We start from the raw sequence: 18943 nt of genomic DNA, 5'->3' as shown, positions 1-18943 counted from the left end.
TTCGTGAGGCCCCGGCGCCCCGACGGTTCCGTTGTCTGCGTCACTTCGGCGTCAGACGTCGTACCCCTGAACGGGGCGGCGCTCATAGGCTGCCCCCATGATGCTCACCGCCGCGCTGTTGCTGCTCGGCGCCCTGACCGCCGTGGTCGCCCCCCGGCTGCTCGCCCGGGCGGACTGGCCGGACCGTGAGCCGGTGGTGGCGCTGTGGGTGTGGCAGTGCGTGGTGGCGGCCGTCCTCGTGTGCTGCGCCCTGTCGATGACGCTCAGTGCGGCCGCGGCCTGGCAGGCGGTCGGCGGGCACCTCTTCGCCTCGGCCCCCCGCGCGGTCGTCGAGGCCTACGCCCTCGGCACCGCGGGCCCCTGGGCGGCGACCACGGCGCTCGCGCTGGCCGGCGGCGGGCTGTGGAGCGCGGCGATGCTGTTGCGCGAGATCGGCCGCGCCCGTGCCCGGCGTCGCCGTCGACGGGCCGATCTGCTGGTCCGGGCTCCGCTGCTGCCGGGTGAGGTGGCCGTCTCGGGTCGGCTGGTCGTCTTGGAGAGCGAGCAGCCCGACGCCTGGTGGCAGCCCGGCACTCCCCCGCAACTGGTCGTCACCACGGCCGCGTTGCACCGGCTGAAGGGCCGGCAGCTGGACGCCGTGCTCGCCCACGAGCAGGGCCACGCCCGGGCCCGGCACGACTGGCTGCTGAACTGCTCCTCGGCGCTGGCCGGCGGCTTTCCGCAGGTGCCGGTGTTCGCCGCGTTCCGCGACGAGATGCACCGCCTGGTCGAACTCGCCGCCGACGACACGGCATCGCGCCGCTTCGGCCGGCTGACCACGGCGCTGGCGCTGGTCGAACTGAACGAACACCGCGGCGTGTTCGGGCCCTGCCCGACGCCGCAGGCCCATGTCCCGGCCCGGGTGAACCGGTTGCTCACTCCTGCGGACCGGCTGACCGCGGCGCGGCGCCTGCGGCTGACGGCGGCGGCCGCGCTGGTACCCGTGGTGCCGGTGCTGCTGGCTTTCGTGCCGGGATTGCGGGCACTGGGGTAACAGAGGCAGCTTTCGTGCCGGGATTGCGGGCACTGGGGTAGCAGAGGCCCCCGGACAGCCCGCGGAGGACACGGCATGGCCGAAGCACGTCGCCCCGGTGGCGGAAGATCGTCCCCGAACTGGATCCGGACCCCCCGGTTCGGCGAGGATCGCCGTATGCACACCTCGTCCGTCGAGTCCCCGCCCCGTCCGGAACACCGCACCACCGCCGGTCTCGCCGGTGCTCTCGCCCTGTGCTCGACGCTGCTGCTGGTCCTCGTCGCGGCCAGATGGAACCCGTTGATCAGCGCGGACGGGGACATCTCCGCCACCACCCACCGCTGGGCGGTCGACGAACCGGTCATCACCCAGACGTGCCGCATCCTCACGGACTGGGTGTGGGATCCCTGGACGATGCGTCTGCTGTGCGCGGCCGTCGTCGTGTGGCTGGTGGTGCGCTGGGCGGCCCGCTGGACGGCGGTGTGGCTGGCGCTGGCCGTCGCGCTGGGCACCCTGCTGCAGCAGAGCATCAAGGCCGCGGTGGACCGTCCCCGCCCGGTCTGGCCCGACCCCGTCGACTCCGCCCATTACTCGGCGTTCCCGTCGGGCCACGCCATGACCGCCACCGTGGTCTGCGGCCTGTTGCTGTGGCTGCTGCACCGGCATGGCGTCGGCCGGGCCGTGTGGCGTACCGCTGTGGCGGTGGCCGTCGTCTCCGTGGTGGGAGTCGGTCTGACGCGGATCTGGCTCGGTGTCCACTGGCCGTCGGACGTGCTGGGCGGCTGGCTGCTGGGCGCGACGGTGGTGGCCCTCGCGGTCTGGGTCCACCGGCGCCGGCAGCCCGGAGCGGGGATCGTCCCCTGACGTACGACGGGGCCTCGCAGTCAGGTGCTCATGCGAAGGGCGTGAATGCCTCCGCCGCCGAAGGTAGCCCGAGGCCACTACCGGGGCCGACTGCTCGTCTGCCTCGGACGATCCCCCGCGTCGCCCGAGGCAGACGGCATCACCGGCCGGACCTGACAGGTCGTGGCCGGACCCCTCCGAGTATAGTTGGCTGGCAGCCAGTCAAAACAGGAGTTGCAGCATGTCTCCCCGTAGCGCCTCGGTGAACGAAGAGTTGCGGCGGCGTTCCCGTGAGCGGCTCCTGCAGGCGGCGGTCGAGCTGGTGAGCGAGCGCGGCTACGAGGCGACCACGCTCGGCGACATCGCGGACCGGGCGGGTTCGGCCCGGGGCCTGGTGTCCTACTACTTTCCCGGCAAGCGGCAGCTGGTGCAGTCCGCGGTGCACCGGCTGATGCACCGCACGCTGGAGGAGGCGCTGGAGCGCGAGCCGCACACCGAGGACGGCCGGGAGCGGATGGCCCGGGCGATCGACGCGATCCTGGGCCTGGCCAGGGACCGGCCGGTGCTGATGCGCCAGCACATGGCGGGGATCCTGCAGGCCGAGGGCTTCATGCAGTGCCCGGAGCAGCGGCGGCTGGCCGAGCTGCTGCGGGACACCATGGCCCGGCACGGGTCGCCGGACGTCGAGAGCGACTACCCGATGATGCGCGCCCTGCTGATGGGCGCCGTGTACGCGGCCCTGGTGCCGGGGGTGCCCATGCCGGTGCCGGTGCTGCGGGCCGAACTGTTCAAGCGCTACCGGCTCGACCGGGAACTGGGGCTCCCGCCGGAGACCGCAGCCTCCGGCGGGAGGGGCGACAGGGATCTGTCGCGGTTCTTCGCGACCGGGGACGCACCGGGGTGCGGCCCTCGGGATCAGTCGAAGTAGTCCGGCTGGGTCTGCACGTTGAGCTCACGCTGGTGCACCCGGCGTGCCGGGTCTGTACGCCGGTCGTCGATCTTCAGGACGTCGAAGCCCCGGGCGTACTCGTTCGAGTAGATGTAGCCGTTGTAGTAGTACGCGGACCACGAGCCGCCCGACTTGATCGTGTCGGTGGTCAGTGGGCCGCGGTCGAAGTAGGCGATCTCCCGCGGCCTGGCCGAGTCGGTGAAGTCCCAGACGGAGACGCCGCCCTGGTACCAGGCCTGGACCATGATGTCCTTGCCCTTGACCGGGATCAGCGAGCCGTTGTGGGCGACGCAGTTCTCGGTGGCCGCCTGGTGGCGGGGGATCTTGAAGTAGCTGCGGAAGACGAGCTTGCGCTTGTCGCCCTTGCCGACGATGTCGTAGATGCCGTCGGCACCGCGGTCCGGGCCGATCTCCGCGTTGCAGGTGGCCGCGGCGCCACCGCCCAGCTCGTCGGTGTAGACGACCTTGTTCGCCTTCTGGTTGAAGGTCGCCGAGTGCCAGAACGCGAAGTTCACGTTGTCCTGCACGCGGTCGATGACCTTGGGGCGTTCCGGGTCCTTGATGGAGAACAGGATCCCATCGCCCATGCAGGCACCGGCGGCCAGGTCCTTCGACGGCAGTACGGTGATGTCGTGGCAGCCGGTGGTCTTGGACACGCCGGGGTTGGTGGGTCCGCCCGGGTTGCCGCCGCCGTCCGGTCCCTCACCGGGGAACAGCACGGGGAAGCCCACGACCTTGGCCTTCTCGGGGGCACTGCGCGGCACCTTGATGACGGAGATGCCGTCGTGCGGCGGCTGGCAGTCGGGGTAGGCGGCGTTCGGCGAGTACGAGGAGACGTACACGTAGACGTTGCGGCGCTCGGGCACCAGCGTGTGGGTGTGCGAACCGCAGGCGGTCTCGACGGCCGCGACGTACCGCGGGTTGCGCTTGTCACTGATGTCGAAGACCTTCATCCCCTCCCAGGAGGACTTCTCGGTCGCCGGTTGCGTGGTGCTGGAGCAGCTGCTGTCGCTGCGCGAGGAGTCGGTGGACAGGAACAGCAGGTCGCCGGAGACGGAGATGTCGTTCTGCGAGCCGGGGCACAGCACCTGGGCGACGGTCTTCGGCGCCTCGGGGTTGCTGATGTCGAAGATGCGGAAGCCGTCGTAGTTGCCCGCGAACGCGTACCTGCCCTGGAAGGCGAGGTCCGAATTCGTGCCCTTGAGCACGTCCTTGGGGACGTGGGCCAGGTGCTGGATGTTGTCGGAGTGGACGATCTCGTCCTGACCGGGTGTCTCGCCGCTCTCGATGGCCTCTCGGACCTCTGCCTGGGCGCTCTTGGAGACCTTCTTCGGCGCGGGCGGCGCGTCCCCCGGGTCGGGGGTGGCCCCTGCCGGTGCCGCTGTGAGGAGCGCGGCCAGCAGCCCGGCGGCCGCAGCGGCAATCCCCAAGCGTCTGCGGCGTGTTCTGCGGTCGTTCAACAGGATCACTGTTTTCCTCCCTGGTTCCGTTCACTGCGGAACGGTTCACGCACCACGCAGTATCGTCTTCGCCATGCACATACCAACAGAGGGCAACAGAATCGCAATGAAGTTTTCCGATCAATGACCCGCGGAAGCGTGCGTGTACGTCGTCCGCAACCCGAGGTCCGTTCCAATCCGCTTGCCACAGGAGGTCGTTGTGCTCTTCCGCCGTGCGTCCCGGGCGTCCGCCGTCACGACGGGGCTGGTCGCCCTGGCCGTGCTCGCGGCCGGGGGCTGTGACTCCGGTCCGGACCGCAAGCCGGCCGCCGCGGACGAGCCCGCCGTGATCGCGCCGGGTGAGCCCGGCGGGGCGAACCGCACCCTGTCCGCCGAGGAGGCCGCCGACCGGCGTTCGGAGAACGACTCCCCCAACTCGGCCGACGTCTCCTACGTCCGCATGATGATCGAGCACCACGCCCAGGCGCTGGTGATGACCGAACTCGTCCCGGCACGCGCCGAGTCGAAGGACGTGAAACGGATCTCCGAGCGCATCGCCGCCGGCCAGAAGCCCGAGATCGAGGCGATGAAGGGCTGGCTGAAGTCGTACGGCAAGCCCCTGAAGGCCGAACGGCACGAGCACGCCACGATGCCGGGCATGGCGACGGAGGCCCAACTGAAGAAGCTCCGCGCTGCCGACGGGCAGGCCTTCGACCACCTCTTCCTGACCCTGATGACGACCCATCACCAGGGCGCGATCACCATGGCCTCGGACGTGAAGGGGCAGGGCAACAACATCCGCGTCGAGGAGATGGCCGACGAGGTGATCGCCCAGCAGACGAGCGAGATCACGCGGATGCGGAACATGCTGTGAGCTTGTTCTTCGAGATCCCCGGTGACTGACTTCGACAGTGCGCGGGGTGGAGTGAGAGGGAGGATCAGCGGCAAGCCGAGTCTGTCCTCCGACACGCTGTGCTACCTGCCGCTCCCCCGACTCAACCGTGCGCAGCCCGTCGTACCTGCCGCGACGGTCAGACCTGCCAGCCCGCCGATCGCCCCTCGGTACGCGCCGGGGTCCAGCTCTGCTTCCGTGTCCTCGTCCTCCAGCGGGGCGGCTGCGCCCTCGGGTCGTAGAGCACGCGCAGCGTGTCGCCCGGCGCGACCCTTGTGGCGTCGCAGCCGTCAATCATCGGGGTGAGATCTCCTTGCCCTCGCGGGTGCGGAGCGTGCACTCGTCGGAGGTGCCGTTGTGGACGTCGGCCACGACGGCCTCGGTCCACCTGCCCCGCTTCTCCAGCCCCCGCTAAGGGCCGACGAGGCAGCCACGCAGGCGCTGTTGAACAGGAACCAGCGAATCGGCCCCGCCCAGCGACGAGGAGACGCGCCCTCGACCGGGCCGACCGCTCGGCCCGCTTCTTCCGCCCGCCCGGGCCGGTCCCTGTCCGTCGCCACGCGCGCTCTGTCCGTCTTGGTCGGGCCTGCTGACGGACAAGCCTATGAGGTGCGGAATCGGCGCCGATCGGCGACTGCCGGCCGGCTTCCGAGGCGGTCCAGTCCGTTCAGCGTCGGGCGCGGCGCGGTGAGAGCAGGCCCGCGTCGCGGGCCTGGCCGATCAGGCGGAGGGACGTGCGACGGCTGTGCCCGGTCGCGTCCATCACGGCGAGGATCGGGTCGGCGCCGTCCCGCTGGGCCGTGCGGTACTCCTGTGCCACCAGCCGACGCCCCTCCGGCCCGCGGGGCCAGGACGGCCTGGCACGTCGCCCCTGGCCGCCGCGGTCGTCCGGCCCGGCTCCGGGCCCGCATGCCTCGGTCACCGAGTCCTCGATCCAGTCGGCGAGCACGGCCAGGTCGTCCAGGGACAGGGCGGGCTGAGCGCGCACCTCCTCGACGCAGACGCATCCGCCGCCCACGACGGCCAGCGCATCGATCCGCGCACCGTCCCCGAACACCAGCCGGAATTCGAACCACCGCGTCGTGCCCTCGTTCTCCCGCACTTCCCACGCGGGGCGCACGGACACCGCACCGTCCACCGGAGAGCGATCAGAAAGATTCAGAAAGGATGCTTTCAGCACACGCCGAACGTAACCGCATGATCACATTCCCTATAGATCGGACACGCGCCGCGGGTGGAGCACAGCACCCTGTCAGCGGAGCCCCGCCGGTGCGATGCTGGAGGCGTCAGCGCTCTCCTGAGATCCGTCGGTTCCCCCGGGTGAGGAGTTCCGCCGTGCTGCGAGTCGCCGTCGTAGGCTCCGGGCCGAGTGGGTGCTACACCGCCCAGAGCCTCGTCCAGCTGGACTCCGACGTGCGCGTCGACGTCCTGGACCGGCTGCCGTGCCCGTACGGCCTCGTCCGTTACGGGGTGGCGCCCGACCACGAGAAGATCAAATCGCTGCAGAACAACCTGCGTGCGGTTCTCGAACACGATCGGGTCCGGTTCCTCGGCGGCGTGCAAGTCGGCCCCGGCGGCGTGTCCGTCGCGCGACTGCGGGAGCTCTACCACGCGGTGGTGTACTGCATGGGCGCCGCGACCGACCGGCATCTGGGAATTCCCGGGGAGGACCTGCCGGGGAGCTGGTCGGCGACCCAGTTCGTGTCCTGGTACAGCGCCCACCCGGACGCCGTGGACGCCGGTTTCCTGCAGGACGCCCGGTCGGCCGTGGTCGTGGGCGTGGGCAACGTCGCCGTGGACGTCACGCGGATGCTGGCCAGGGGCCTGGCCGAGCTCACCCCGACCGACATGCCCCAGGCGGCCCTGACCACCCTCGCGGACAGCCGGGTGACCGAGGTCCACATGGTGGGCCGGCGCGGTCCGTCCCAGGCCCGGTTCACCACCAAGGAGCTGCGCGAACTGGGCACGCTGCCGGGGACCGACGTCGTGGTGGATCCGGCGGAGCTGGCCCTGGACCCGGGGTACACGGACCCGTCCGCACTGCCGGCGCCCCAGCGCCGCAACGTGGAGGTGCTGCGCGGCTGGGCAGAGACGCCCCCGGCAGGCGCGCCACGCCGCATCCACCTCCGGTTCTTCCTCCGCCCGGCCGAACTCCTCGCCGAGCGGGGCCACGTGGGCGCCGCACGGTTCGAACGCACGGCTCCGGACGGCCACGGCGGCGTGACGGGTACGGGGCGGCACGAGGTCATCGAGGGACAGCTGGTCCTGCGCTCGGTGGGCTATCGCGGAGCCCCCCTGGAGGGCCTTCCGTTCGACCCGGTCACAGCAACCGTGCCGAACCTGTCGGGCCGCGTCCTGCGCGAGGGCGTCGTCACCCCCGGCGAGTACGTGGCGGGCTGGATCAAGCGCGGCCCCACCGGCGTCATCGGCACGAACCGCCCCTGCGCGAAGGAGACGGCGACGTCCCTCCTGGAGGACGCCCCCTCGCTCGCCGCGAAGACGGTCCCCGACGACCCTCTGCCCGCCCTGCGCGGGGAAGGCGCCGATCCGGTGGAATGGAAGGGCTGGCAGTCGATCGAGCGGGCGGAGGCGGCACTGGGCGCGTCACTGGGCAGGGGCGTGGTGAAACTCCCCGACTGGCGGTCGCTCCTGGAAGCCGCTCGGGCCGAGGTTCTCTGACGGCGCGCGTCAGTCTCCCGGAGAGGCTTCCTGCCGGGCAGCCGCATCGAGCAGGGCGGCCATGAGCCCCGGGAACAACTCATCGAGCTCGTCCCGGCGCAGCCCGTTCATCTTGGCCGTCCCCCGGTACACCTGCCGGATCACCCCGCTCTCCCGCAGCACCCGGAAGTGGTGCGTGGTGGTCGACTTGGTGACGGGCAGATCGAAGTCCGAACAGGACAGTTCCCCTGTCACGCCCGCGAGTTCCCGCACGATTCGCAACCGCATCGGATCCGAGAGCGCATGCAGAACCCCCTCCAGCCGGATCTCGTCACACGCGGGATGCGGCAGGTCACGGCTGCTGACTGCGGGGGACGACACGGCGGCTCCACTTTGTCGGGGACTCCATAGTACGAGAACCATCGTAGTTTGACATCCACCGTACTACGGTGCCTATCGTACGAGTCGACATCGGCCCCGTCACGAATGGAGTCCGCCGTGACCGCGCTCTTCGAGCCCTTCACCCTGCGCGAGCTGACGATCCCGAACCGCGTGTGGATGCCCCCGATGTGCCAGTACTCGGCTGCGCCGGAGGGCCCCGAGGCCGGGGCCCCCACCGACTGGCACTTCGCGCACTACGCCGCCCGCGCCACCGGCGGCACGGGCCTGATCATCGTCGAGGCGACCGCGGTGTCCCCACAGGGGCGCATCTCCCCTTACGACCTGGGCATCTGGAACGACGCGCAGGTCGAGGCGTTCCGCCGCGTCACCGGCTTCCTCACCGCACAGGGCACGGTGCCCGCCATCCAGCTCGCCCACGCCGGCCGCAAGGCATCGACGGACCGCCCCTGGAAGGGGGGCGCGCCGGTCGGTCCGGACGCCCACGGCTGGGACGCGGTCGCGCCGAGCCCGCTCGCCTTCGACGACCGGCACCAGGTCCCGGCCGAGCTGACCGTCGATCAGATCAGTTCCATCGTGGAGGAGTTCGCCGCCGCGGCCCGTCGTGCGCTCGCCGCCGGCTTCGAGGTCGCCGAGATCCACGGCGCCCACGGCTACCTGATCAACGAGTTCCTCTCCCCGCACTCCAACCACCGCACCGACGCCTACGGCGGTTCGTACGAGAACCGCACCCGCTTCGCCCTCGAAGTCGTCGACGCCGTACGGGAGGTCTGGCCGGACGACAAGCCGCTGTTCTTCCGCATCTCGGCGACCGAATGGCTGGAGGACGGCGGCTGGAGCGCCGACGACACGGTCCGCTTCGCCGCCGACCTGCGGGCCCACGGCATCGACCTGCTGGACGTCTCCACCGGCGGCAACGCCTCCGGCGTCCGCATCCCCACCGGCCCCGGCTATCAGGTGCCCTTCGCCGCCCGGGTGAAGAACGAGACGGGTCTGCCGGTCGCCGCGGTCGGGCTCATCACCGACGTCGAGCAGGCCGAGAAGATCCTGGCCAACGGCGAGGCGGACGCGGTCCTGCTGGGCCGCGAGCTCCTGCGCAACCCCTCGTGGGCACGGCACGCGGCGCGCGAACTCGGCGGCGAGGTACGGGTACCGAACCAGTACCACCGGTCGGTCTGATCCGGCCCGCCCGAGCCGGGTCGGCGTGATCCCGGCCGGTGCGAGCCGGTTCAGCATGATCCGGCCCGCCCGAGCCGGGTCGGCGTGATCCGGCCCGCCCGAGCCGTCCGTCCCGTCCGGCACCCCAAGAGATGGGTCAACCGGTCGCGCACGCCGTCCCGTTGAGCGTGAACGCGGTCGGAGCGGCACTGTTGCCCGCGTGAGAGGCCTGGTAGCCGAAGTTCACGCTGGCCCCCGGTGCGATCGTGCCGTTGTACGAGACGTTGGTTGCGGTGACCGACCCGGATGTCGGCGCGTACGTGGCGCCCCAGCCACCCGTGACCGTCTGCCCGGCGGGCAGCGTGAAGCCGGCCTTCCAGCCGTTGACGGTCGTCGTGCCGGTGTTGGTGAGGGTCACGGACGCGGTCAGCCCGGTGTTCCAGGAGTTCACCGAGGCCGTCACCCGGCAGGCGCCGGGTTGGGGCTGAGGACCCGGGCCGGAGCCCTCCAGGCCGAAGAAGGTGAGCACGCGGGACGCCATACCCTGGGCGTACAGGTTGTGACCGACGCCCTGGAGACTGATGGCCTCCACGGGAGCCCTGTCGCTCGTGCCGCCGTAGCGGGTACGGGTCCAGCCGGGCTGGGGAGTGTCGGTGGCGGCCGGCGTCTGGCTCACGCCCTGCACGTTCGTCCACTGCTTGATCTGCTCCCCGAAGTTGGGGTAGCGCAGGGCGTCGTCCTCGGTGCCGTGCCAGATCTGCATGCGGGGCCGGGGGCCGGTGTAACCGGGGTACGCGCCCCGGGCAAGATCGCCCCACTCCTGCGCGGTGCGGGTGACCGTACCGCCCGAGCAGGCGCTGTTCCACTCGGAGCCGTCGGTGGTGGCGAAGCAGCCGAACGGGACGCCCGAGAAGGCGGCGCCCGCCGCGAACACGTCCGGGTAGTCCCCGAGCAGGACGTTCGTCATCATCGCGCCGGAGGAGATCCCGGTGGCGAACACCCGGCCCGTGTCGGCGTCGTAGGTGCGGGTGACCCAGTCGATCATCGACTTGATGCCGACGGGGTCGCTGCCTCCGCCACGGCGCAGGGCCTGGGGCGAGGAGACGTCGAAGCACTTGCTGCTGCGGGTGACGGACGGGTACAGCACGATGAATCCGTACCGGTCGGCGAGCGTGTCGTACTCGGTGCCGTTGTACATGTCCGGTCCCGAGCCGGTGCACCAGTGCACGGCCACCACGACCGCAGGCTTCGGGGTCACGCTCTCCGGTACGTACAGGTACATCCGCAGGTTGCTGGGATTGGTACCGAAGTTCGTGACCTCGGTGAGGGCCGCGGCGGGGACGGCCCCCTTGCGGGCGGAGCCGGGGGCGGGACCGCGGGTGGGCTCGTCGGCGGCGGCCACGGGAGCAGTGAGCACGGTGGCCACGAGCAGCGGCAACAGCGCGGCGACCAGCGCGAGGAGAAGCGGTCGCCGAAGTCTCCTGGACCTGGGGTGGGAGGTGGCAGGCACGTCCGGGTTCCTTCCGTCGTGGGAGGCGTCCGTTCGGGCATGGTGGCATGGACATGGCTCCCATGGAAGCGCTCCCACGCGACTGGCGCGGTGACCAGCGGCGACCGAATCAGTTCTGCACGAGGCGTTGACTAGAAAGCGCTTGCCCTCTACGTTCCGTTCAGCAGTGTGACCCGCTGACGCGAACGGTGCACGTGCAGTGCGCAGGACGAACGAGATGACGGATGTCATTCATGTATGTGTTCCCCGGGCACTCCTGAACACTTCGACACGATGCACGACCACGGGAAGCTTCGGCTCCACCCACCCCCACAACAGAAGGGACTCGGGACATGACTTCTGCGACACGTCCACGCGCCCGCAGGCGCGCGACGGCCGGCGCACTGGCCGCACTCGGCCTCTCGGTTGGCATGATCATGACTGTCAACGCCCCCGCCGCGAGCGCCGCCACCTGGCCGACTCCCAACGGCAGCCAGGGGACCTCCTCCACCATCTCCGTGTCCGGCACCAAGGACTACGGGATGAAGCGGTACTACGGCACCGGCGCCCTGGCCGGTGACGGGCAGGAGGAGGGTCAGGACCCGATCTTCAAGCTCGCCGACGGCGCGGTGCTGAAGAACGTCATCCTCGGCGCCCCCGCGGCCGACGGCATCCACTGCGAGGGCAGTTGCACGCTGCAGAACGTCTGGTGGGAGGACGTCGGCGAGGACGCCGCCACCTTCCGCGGCGGCAACGGCGCCACCTACCAGGTGATCGGCGGCGGTGCGAAGAAGGCCGCGGACAAGGTCTTCCAGCACAACGGCGGCGGCACTCTGACCATCTCCAACTTCGCGGTGCAGGAGTTCAAGACGCTGTACCGCTCCTGCGGTGACTGTTCCACGCAGTACACCCGCAAGGTCAACCTCAACACCATCGACGTGACCGGCACCGGCTCCACCGCTCGGCTCGTCGGCATCAACGTCAACCGCAACGACGTGGCGACCCTGCGGAACATCACGATCCGCAACGACTCCGGCCGCAAGGTCGTCCCCTGCCAGAAGTACAACAACAACACCGCTGTCGGATCCGGACCCGACAGCAAGAACTGCCTCTACTCCACCTCGGACATCACGTACAGGTAGTCCTGGGCAGACACTCCCCCCACGGTGAAGGCGGCCGTGCGAAGCGTCCGACGGGCGCTGCGCACGGCCGTCCGCGTCATGTGCCGCGCACGCGCGCGCGTACCTCCCCGATCAGCTCCCGCTGGTAGGCGGTGTAGGCGGCGCGCAGTTCGGTGCCGGGCCAGTCGGCGGGCAGGAGTCCGGGGGGCAGCACGGGGTCGGCGAGCAGGTGCCGTACGACGGCGGCGAAGGCCGTCAGGCGGTCGGCCGGGCGGGGCGAACCGGCGATGTGGGCGAGCAGAGCCCGGGCGGTGGCGGACCAGGCGTCCAGCGGCCAGAGGGTTCCGGCCAGTTCGTCCGAGGGGCGGTCGGGGCGGGCCGTGTAGCGCTGGACGACCCGGTCCAGGTCAGCGGGGAGAGCACGGGTGAGGTTGGCGGGCCGGAGCCAGACGCCTTCGCGGAGTTCGGCGAGCCGGAGGGCGGTCAGCCGCGTGCGCAGCTCGGCGCGTTCCGCCGGGCCGCGCCCGGTCGCGGTGATCACGACCATCTCCCAGTCGCCGCGCCACGCGCGCGTGCGCGGATGCACGGCGTCGTCCTGGCGGCGCTGGCGTTCCAGCAGCCGCTCGCTGAGGCGGTAGCCCCCGTCGGTGCGCCGCAGGTCCCCGGCGGCCACCATCCGGCTGAGCGCCGCCCGCAGGGTGGAGCCGCCGACGCCGAAGCCTTCCACGAGCCGCAGCAGTTCCCTGACCGGAAGTTCGGGTGGATGCGTGCCGAGGAGCAGGCTCAGGACGACCGACCGCGCGGACAGCGGGCGCAGGTCGAGCGCGCCGGGCGGCGCCGGGACGTTCATCGGCATGGTCACGTACTGTACGCCGCGCATGCCGGTGTTGCAGGATTGCTGCGACCGCAGCCTGAGTGCAACACTCGAAGCATGGTCTCGACACTGGAAGAACAACCGTCGTACGGCGGACCCGCCACGCACGACGTGACGAACCAGGCCCCTCCCCTCACCCCCTATGACGCCTCCGACGACACGGCCCTGCTGGAGGGCCTGTGGCGGGAGGGCGCAGGGTGGGCCGGGGAGGACCTGCGGCGACTCGGGCGGCAGGCCGGCAGTGCCCAGGCGCAGGAGTGGGCCGACCTCGCCAACCGGCACGAGCCGAGGCTGCGCACGCACGACCGGTACGGCAACCGCGTCGACGAGGTGGAGTTCCACCCCAGCTGGCACCACCTGATGCGCACGGCGATCGGGGAGGGACTGGCCGCATCTCCCTGGGCGGACGACCGGCCCGGCGCTCACGTCGTCAGGACCGCGGGCGGACTGGTCTGGGGCCACACCGAGGCCGGGCACGGCTGCCCCACGTCGATGACCTACGCCGCCGTCCCCGCACTGCGCAAGCAGCCGGAGCTGGCGAAACTCTACGAGCCGTTGCTGACGAGCCGGGAGTACGACCCGGTCCTCAGGGAGCCCACGGAGAAGCGCGGGCTGCTCGCGGGCATGGGGATGACCGAGAAGCAGGGCGGCTCCGACGTCCGGACGAACACCACGGCGGCCACACCGACGGCCGAGCCCGGGGTGTACACGCTGCGCGGACACAAGTGGTTCACCTCGGCGCCGATGTGCGACGTGTTCCTCGTCCTGGCCCAGGCCCCGGGCGGGCTTTCGTGCTTCCTCGTGCCGCGGGTACTGCCGGACGGGACCCGCAACACCTTCCGCATCCAGCGGTTGAAGGACAAGCTGGGCAACCGGTCCAACGCCTCCTCCGAGCCCGAGTTCGACGGGACGGTGGCCTGGCTGGTCGGCCCCGAGGGGCAGGGCGTGAAGACCATCATCGAGATGGTCAACTGCACGCGGCTGGACTGCGTGACGATGTCGGCCGCGCTGATGCGCAAGTCCCTCGTCGAGGCCGGGCACCACGCGCGCCACCGCAGCGCGTTCGGCGCACGGCTCGTCGACCAGCCGCTGATGCGCAACGTCCTCGCCGATCTGGCGCTGGAGTCCGAGGCCGCCACGACGCTCACCCTGCGGCTGGCCGGGGCGGCCGACCGGGCCGTCCGAGGAGACGATGTGGACGGTTCTGAAGCCGCGTTCCGCCGGATCGCCACCGCGGTCGGCAAGTACTGGGTGACCAAGCGCGGCCCCGCCTTCACCGCGGAGGCACTGGAGTGCCTCGGCGGCAACGGCTATGTCGAGGACTCGGGCATGCCCCGGCACTACCGCGAGGCTCCCCTGCTGTCGATCTGGGAGGGCTCGGGGAACGTCAACGCGCTCGACGTGCTCCGGGCGCTGAGCCGCGAACCGGGTACCGCCGAGGCCGTGTTCGGCGAGCTCGCCCTCGCCCGGGGCGCGGACGCCCGCCTGGACTCGGCCGTGACGCGGCTCAAGGCGGGTCTGTCCGAGGCGTCGCCGGTCACGGCCCGCCGTCTCGTGGAGCAGATGGCGCTGGCCCTCCAGGCATCCCTCCTCGTCCGGCACGCCCCGGCGGCCGTCGCCGACGCCTTCTGCGCGACGCGGCTCGGGGGTGACTGGGGGTACGCCTTCGGGACGCTGCCGCGGACGGCGGACCTGGACACGATCGTGGAGCGGGCACTGCCCGGCGGCGGGGGCTGAGGCCGGGCCGGGGTCCGGGTCGGGCCGGGGTCGGGGCCTGGGCCGGGGGTCGGAGCCTGGGCCGGGGTCCGGGCCTGCCGCTTGAAGGGGCGCCGGGCCCTGGGCGGGGCAGCCGGCCCGGGTGGTGCCGACTCGAACTCCAGCCATCGTGCGCACAGTTCGCGCACAGTCATCTCCCGATTCCGCTTCGTTGTCAGTGCTGTGGTGCAGACTCCCCGTCGTCGGCACTTCGTCTGGGGGAGGACAACGTGTTCAGGGGGATGGACGAGGTCGACCGGGCCTCGCTGCGCCACGCTCACGGCAGAGCGGAGGACGTGCCCGGACTACTGCGGGGGCTGGCCTCCTCCGACCCGGCCGAGCGACAGACCGCGCTCGACGGGATGTACGGCGCCGTGCACCACCAGGACGACGACGTGCACGACTCGGCGCTCGCCTGTGTCCCGCACCTCCTCGCGCTCGCCGACCGCGAGGAGGTGCGGGACCGGGCGGGCGTGGTGGAACTCCTCGTCAGCATCGAGGACATCGCCGGTGCCCGCGACGACCGCACGGCAAGGGTGCGGGACCTTCTGCGCGCGCGTGCCGACGTCTTCGTCCGTCTCGCGGGGGACCCGGACGCCGCCGTGCGGCGGGTGGTCCCGGGCGCGCTGGTGCGGTACGTGGACCAACCGGCGCGGGTGCTCGCCCTGCTGCGGGAGCGGATCACCGTGGAGCGGGACGACGGTGTCCTGCTCGCCCTCGCGGAGAGCCTCGGCCTGTTCGCGCATCTCCTCCGCCCGGCCGGAAAGGTCCATGCAGTCGAGGAGGCTCACGCGGCTGAGGAGGCTCACGCAGCCAAGGAGACTCACGCGGCCGGGGAGGCCCACGCAGCCGAGGCAGTGCGCCTGCTGGCCGAGCTGGGCGCGCCGCCTTACGGCCCCGGTCTCCGGCTCGCCGCACTCGGCCAGCTCGCGGGATGCGCCCCGGACCTGCTCCCCGCCGATCTCGTACCGACCGTCGTCGGGCTGCTCAGAGCCAGGTCAGAGAGGCGGGCCCGGGCGGGGACCGCGGAGGGCCGTCCCGGTCCGGACACGCTCGCCGTCCGGTTGCGGCGGTTGCGCCCCTCGGACGAGGAGGGCTCCCGGCTGTTGCGGACCCTGCACTCCGCGCTGGGCAGCCGGGTCGCCGACCGTGTCGCCCTGCTGTGCGGGCAGTTGACCAGCCCTGATCCCCTCGACCGGTGCAACGGGGTGTGGATGTCGGCCGGGCTCTTCCGTGAACGGCGCACCGGTCACGCGGAGCCGGTCCTCCTCATCGGCAGTCAACTGGGCTCGGAGGAGAGCCGGTTGCACGACGCGGCGGTCACCGTCCTGGTGGAGCTCTCCGAGCTCGCCGCGCCCGCCGCGGATCATCTCCACACGTTGGTGACGTACCGTCCCGAGCTGCGGATACGGCATGGGGAGCGGGGTACGCCGACCTTGGGCGGCCCGCTCAGGGCACTGGCCGGGACGGGCGACGCGCGGGCCACACCCGTGCTGGCCGAGGTGCTGGCGGGTCCGGTCGTACCGCGCGATCTCGGGCTGGCCGTACCTCATCTGGGACGCGCGGCCGTGCCCCTCGTCCCTGCGCTGCGGCGGTCGCTCGGCCGTGTGCCGCTCGACGCGTCCGACCTCTGCGAACGAGCCGTTCCCCTGCTGTCGGCCCTCGCCGCACTGGGCGACGAGGCCTCCGTACCGGCTGTGCTGCGTCTGCTGCGTGGCATGCCGCACGGGATGCGGCGGCGCGACGCCGTCACGGAAGCGGCGGTTCGTGCCCTCGGCGCGTTCGGCGGCGCCGCGCGCGAGGCGGTGCCGGATCTGTGCGGACTGCTGGAGGGCGACTGCGCGGTCGCGGCGGCGGACGCGCTGTGGTCGATCACGGGCGACGCGCACGCTGTGCTGCCCGTGCTGCTCCGCGCGTTGACGGACACGTCACCGGACACGGACAGCGACCGCCGACGCCGTGCGGCGGCCGTACTGGGGCGGCTTGGCCCGGCCGCCCGCCCCGCCCTGCCCGGGCTGCGCGAGCTGGCCGGCCGCGGTGACGCGCGGGCCCGGGCCACCGCCGCCTGCGCGGTGTGGCGGGCGACGGGCGAACCGGAACGGTTCCTCCCCGTCCTCCGCTCCGCGTGGAGGGATCACCCCCGCACGCGCGCGACGATCGCCGAGTGCGTCTCGGCACTGGGAACGTCGGGAACACCCCTGCACGACCTGCTCCGAGCGGAACTCGCCTCTCCCCTCCGGCATCGCCCCGACGCCGTGGGCAACGGCATACGCGAGGACCTGACGCTGCTCCGGACATGCGGTCATGCACTGGCCGGAGCGGGGCACCGGTAAGGCCGGCGGCTGTCGGCGGCCGGAGCGGGGCGCCACGACGGCCTCACCCCGTCGTGCGCCCCCACATCGGGCCGAAGCGGGCCCACTCCGCGTCCCACTGGTCGATGCGGCGACGCTCCAGGCGATCGCGAAGGGCACGGCCCGCGACCAGGGGGACGGCCGCCGCGCAGAGACCTGCCGCGCCACCGGTCAGGGAGGCCCGTACACGCGCCTGGGACTCGGTGACGGGCCGGGTGACCTGACGGCCCTCGGCATCGGTCCATACGGTGACCGGGGCCCCCACGGCGCTGCCCGCCGGAACCCGCAGCTGGCCGGAGTGCTCGGACCCGTCCGCGGCGGTCCACCGTGCCGTCGCCCACACCGTCTCGGTGCGGGACACGCTGCCGCTCTCGGGGGCCGCCCCGGGCGCGCGCTCGGCGAGCCGTGCCACGAGGGGGCGCCAGTCGGCGCGTTCCCGGGCCAGCCCGTCCTCGACGGAACGGCTCACCGCCGTCCCGGCGAGCAGCCCGACGAAAACGGTGAGCAGCCACACGCCCAGGACGACCCAGGCCTCCACCCGGTCGCCACGGCGCTTGAGCGGATTGCGCCGCCAGCGCCACAGCCACACCTTCGGACCACGTAACGCCATCGAAGGCCTCCTCCTCACGAGCCCACGACCATCCCGCCGCTCTCCCCATACGGACGGCGGCGCCTGGATGCTCACTGCACCTACCCGGCGTGACGATCTCCACGGTGCCACCGCTCCGGCGAGGGCCGGCCCGGGCGGTGCGCCAGCCCCCTCGCCCGCCTCGGCCGACACCCCGCTGACCTGGGACGCAGCCCGCTCCGGGGGTGACTGTCAGTGGTCGGGTGCAGACTGGCCGGTGTTCGGGACGAGGGCGTCAACGACGACGCCGCGGAGGTGATCGGCATGACCGAGGTACTGCTCGCCGTGGGCACGCGCAAAGGCCTTTTCATCGGGCGCCGGCGAGGCGGTGAGGCCTGGCAGTTCGACGAGCGCCCCTACTTCAACGCGCAGGCCGTGTACTCGGTCGCCATCGACGCCCGGGCCGGGACCCCGCGGCTGCTGGTCGGCGGCGACAGCGCGCACTGGGGCCCGTCCGTGTTCCACTCCGACGACCTCGGCCGGACCTGGACCGAACCGGCCCGCCCGGCGGTCAAGTTCCCCAAGGACACGGGAGCGTCCCTGGAGCGCGTGTGGCAGTTGCACCCGGCCGCCGCCGAGCCGGACGTGGTGTACGCGGGCACCGAGCCGGCCGCGCTGTACCGCTCGGAGGACCGCGGGGAGACGTTCGAGCTGGTCCGGCCCCTGTGGGAGCACCCCACGCGCTCGAAGTGGGTACCGGGCGGCGGTGGCGAGGGCCTGCACACCGTGCTCACCGACCGGCGGGACCCCAAAGCGGTGACGGTCGCCGTCTCGACCGCCGGCGTGTTCCGCACCCTGGACGGCGGCGCGAGCTGGGCCCCCTCCAACTCGGGTGTCTCCGCGGTGTTCCTGCCCGACCCGAACCCGGAGTTCGGGCAGTGCGTGCACAAGGTCGCACGTGACGCGGCCACCCCGGACCGGCTGTACCTGCAGAACCACTGGGGCGTGTACCGCAGCGACGACGCCGGTGCGCACTGGACGGACATCGGCGAGGGCCTGCCCTCCACGTTCGGCTTCGCCACGACGGCGCATCCGCACCGGGGCGACACGGCATACGTGTTCCCGATCAACGCCGACGCCGACCGGGTGCCGGCCGACCACCGGTGCCGGGTCTACCGGACGACGGACGCGGGCAAGAGCTGGGAACCCCTCTCGACGGGCCTGCCGCAAGAGGACCACTACGGCACGGTGCTGCGCGACGCGATGTGCACGGACGACGCCGACCCCGCGGGCGTCTACTTCGGCAACCGCAACGGCGAGGTGTTCGCGTCGGCCGACGACGGAGACAGCTGGCAGCAGCTCGCCTCGCACCTGCCGGACGTGCTGTGCGTGCGGGCCGCGCTCGTCGGCTGAGGCGAAGGACGCGGACGAGGGC

At 71.9% G+C, this 18943-nt stretch carries 17 protein-coding genes; 10 read left to right on the top strand and 7 right to left on the bottom strand.

What is annotated here, in order from left to right; genetic code table 11:
- Positions 1-97 precede the first annotated feature (97 nt).
- The 3 genes from AB0B29_RS25310 (at position 98) to AB0B29_RS25300 (ending at position 2783) form a co-directional block, all read left to right on the top strand.
- On the top strand, positions 98-1033 hold the full coding sequence (locus tag AB0B29_RS25310) for a M56 family metallopeptidase (protein WP_362243760.1): 936 nt from the start codon (positions 98-100) through the stop codon (positions 1031-1033).
- Positions 1034-1189: 156 nt separating this feature from the next.
- Entirely contained in the window at positions 1190-1876 is a 687-nt protein-coding gene (locus tag AB0B29_RS25305) for a phosphatase PAP2 family protein (RefSeq protein WP_362243759.1), read from the top strand.
- A 220-nt stretch (positions 1877-2096) separates the two neighbouring features.
- Positions 2097-2783 (top strand): TetR/AcrR family transcriptional regulator, encoded by a 687-nt coding sequence (locus AB0B29_RS25300; protein ID WP_362243758.1) that lies wholly within the window; start codon positions 2097-2099, stop codon positions 2781-2783.
- Here AB0B29_RS25300 and AB0B29_RS25295 read toward each other — a convergent pair.
- The gene (locus AB0B29_RS25295) at positions 2771-4273 is read right to left on the bottom strand and encodes an LVIVD repeat-containing protein (RefSeq protein WP_362243757.1); all 1503 of its coding nucleotides are present in this window, start codon (positions 4271-4273) and stop codon (positions 2771-2773) included. The two genes, AB0B29_RS25300 and AB0B29_RS25295, sit on opposite strands and share 13 nt — an antisense overlap.
- A gap of 190 nt (positions 4274-4463) precedes the next feature.
- Here AB0B29_RS25295 and AB0B29_RS25290 point away from each other — a divergent pair, with 190 nt between their 5' ends.
- Positions 4464-5117 carry a DUF305 domain-containing protein gene (locus AB0B29_RS25290; protein WP_362243756.1) on the top strand — a complete coding sequence of 218 codons (654 nt, stop codon included), beginning with the start codon at positions 4464-4466 and terminating at the stop codon, positions 5115-5117.
- A 157-nt stretch (positions 5118-5274) separates the two neighbouring features.
- On the opposite strand, the gene AB0B29_RS25285 is transcribed toward AB0B29_RS25290, so the two are convergent.
- Both AB0B29_RS25285 and AB0B29_RS25280 read right to left on the bottom strand, forming a co-directional pair.
- Positions 5275-5433 carry a hypothetical protein gene (locus AB0B29_RS25285; protein ID WP_362243755.1) on the bottom strand — a complete coding sequence of 53 codons (159 nt, stop codon included), beginning with the start codon at positions 5431-5433 and terminating at the stop codon, positions 5275-5277.
- A gap of 369 nt (positions 5434-5802) precedes the next feature.
- Positions 5803-6261, bottom strand: coding sequence for a DUF6214 family protein (locus AB0B29_RS25280; RefSeq protein WP_362243754.1), 459 nt, complete (start codon positions 6259-6261; stop codon positions 5803-5805).
- A gap of 209 nt (positions 6262-6470) precedes the next feature.
- Here AB0B29_RS25280 and AB0B29_RS25275 point away from each other — a divergent pair, with 209 nt between their 5' ends.
- Positions 6471-7814, top strand: coding sequence for an FAD-dependent oxidoreductase (locus AB0B29_RS25275; RefSeq protein WP_362243753.1), 1344 nt, complete (start codon positions 6471-6473; stop codon positions 7812-7814).
- A gap of 9 nt (positions 7815-7823) precedes the next feature.
- Here the strand turns inward: AB0B29_RS25275 and AB0B29_RS25270 are convergent, their stop codons facing one another.
- The gene (locus AB0B29_RS25270; RefSeq protein WP_362243752.1) at positions 7824-8174 is read right to left on the bottom strand and encodes an ArsR/SmtB family transcription factor; all 351 of its coding nucleotides are present in this window, start codon (positions 8172-8174) and stop codon (positions 7824-7826) included.
- Between the two features lie 117 nt (positions 8175-8291).
- On the opposite strand from AB0B29_RS25270, the gene AB0B29_RS25265 reads away from it, so the two are divergent.
- Positions 8292-9371, top strand: a complete 1080-nt coding sequence (locus tag AB0B29_RS25265; protein ID WP_362243751.1) for an NADH:flavin oxidoreductase/NADH oxidase — start codon at positions 8292-8294, stop codon at positions 9369-9371.
- 136 nt (positions 9372-9507) lie between these two features.
- On the opposite strand, the gene AB0B29_RS25260 is transcribed toward AB0B29_RS25265, so the two are convergent.
- Entirely contained in the window at positions 9508-10860 is a 1353-nt protein-coding gene (locus AB0B29_RS25260; RefSeq protein ID WP_362243750.1) for an extracellular catalytic domain type 1 short-chain-length polyhydroxyalkanoate depolymerase, read from the bottom strand.
- A gap of 332 nt (positions 10861-11192) precedes the next feature.
- Here AB0B29_RS25260 and AB0B29_RS25255 point away from each other — a divergent pair, with 332 nt between their 5' ends.
- Positions 11193-11981 carry a pectate lyase gene (locus AB0B29_RS25255; protein ID WP_362243749.1) on the top strand — a complete coding sequence of 263 codons (789 nt, stop codon included), beginning with the start codon at positions 11193-11195 and terminating at the stop codon, positions 11979-11981.
- A 76-nt stretch (positions 11982-12057) separates the two neighbouring features.
- On the opposite strand, the gene AB0B29_RS25250 is transcribed toward AB0B29_RS25255, so the two are convergent.
- A complete protein-coding gene (locus AB0B29_RS25250) occupies positions 12058-12816 on the bottom strand; it encodes a PaaX family transcriptional regulator C-terminal domain-containing protein (RefSeq protein WP_362243748.1) in 759 nt (252 codons plus the stop codon).
- Positions 12817-12891: 75 nt separating this feature from the next.
- On the opposite strand from AB0B29_RS25250, the gene AB0B29_RS25245 reads away from it, so the two are divergent.
- Both AB0B29_RS25245 and AB0B29_RS25240 read left to right on the top strand, forming a co-directional pair.
- A complete protein-coding gene (locus AB0B29_RS25245) occupies positions 12892-14571 on the top strand; it encodes an acyl-CoA dehydrogenase family protein (RefSeq protein ID WP_362243747.1) in 1680 nt (559 codons plus the stop codon).
- Between the two features lie 248 nt (positions 14572-14819).
- Complete coding sequence (locus AB0B29_RS25240) at positions 14820-16922, top strand: HEAT repeat domain-containing protein (RefSeq protein WP_362243746.1); 2103 nt, start codon at positions 14820-14822, stop codon at positions 16920-16922.
- Positions 16923-16965: 43 nt separating this feature from the next.
- Here AB0B29_RS25240 and AB0B29_RS25235 read toward each other — a convergent pair whose 3' ends face one another.
- Positions 16966-17550: an Rv1733c family protein gene (locus AB0B29_RS25235; protein ID WP_362243744.1), complete on the bottom strand. Its 585-nt coding sequence runs from the start codon at positions 17548-17550 to the stop codon at positions 16966-16968.
- Positions 17551-17763: 213 nt separating this feature from the next.
- Between AB0B29_RS25235 and AB0B29_RS25230 the strand changes: the two genes are divergently transcribed.
- Positions 17764-18921: a WD40/YVTN/BNR-like repeat-containing protein gene (locus tag AB0B29_RS25230; RefSeq protein WP_362243743.1), complete on the top strand. Its 1158-nt coding sequence runs from the start codon at positions 17764-17766 to the stop codon at positions 18919-18921.
- The last annotated feature ends 22 nt before the right edge of the window (positions 18922-18943 follow it).

Origin of the sequence: Streptomyces tibetensis (assembly GCF_040647715.1) — a bacterium.
Taxonomy (GTDB): Bacteria; Actinomycetota; Actinomycetes; order Streptomycetales; family Streptomycetaceae; genus Streptomyces; species Streptomyces tibetensis_A.
The sequence above is the reverse complement of the archived record's forward strand: the minus strand, read 5'-3'. Positions and strand labels throughout refer to the sequence as shown.

Excerpts from the sequence above, each read along its gene's own strand:
- AB0B29_RS25255 (WP_362243749.1), top strand. The coding sequence starts at position 11,193 with ATGACTTCTGCGACACGTCCACGCGCCCGCAGGCGCGCGACGGCCGGC.
- AB0B29_RS25305 (WP_362243759.1), top strand. The coding sequence starts at position 1,190 with ATGCACACCTCGTCCGTCGAGTCCCCGCCCCGTCCGGAACACCGCACC.
- AB0B29_RS25250 (WP_362243748.1), bottom strand. The coding sequence starts at position 12,816 with ATGCCGATGAACGTCCCGGCGCCGCCCGGCGCGCTCGACCTGCGCCCG.
- AB0B29_RS25285 (WP_362243755.1), bottom strand. The coding sequence starts at position 5,433 with ATGATTGACGGCTGCGACGCCACAAGGGTCGCGCCGGGCGACACGCTG.
- AB0B29_RS25300 (WP_362243758.1), top strand. The coding sequence starts at position 2,097 with ATGTCTCCCCGTAGCGCCTCGGTGAACGAAGAGTTGCGGCGGCGTTCC.
- AB0B29_RS25235 (WP_362243744.1), bottom strand. The coding sequence starts at position 17,550 with ATGGCGTTACGTGGTCCGAAGGTGTGGCTGTGGCGCTGGCGGCGCAAT.
- AB0B29_RS25310 (WP_362243760.1), top strand. The coding sequence starts at position 98 with ATGATGCTCACCGCCGCGCTGTTGCTGCTCGGCGCCCTGACCGCCGTG.
- AB0B29_RS25245 (WP_362243747.1), top strand. The coding sequence starts at position 12,892 with ATGGTCTCGACACTGGAAGAACAACCGTCGTACGGCGGACCCGCCACG.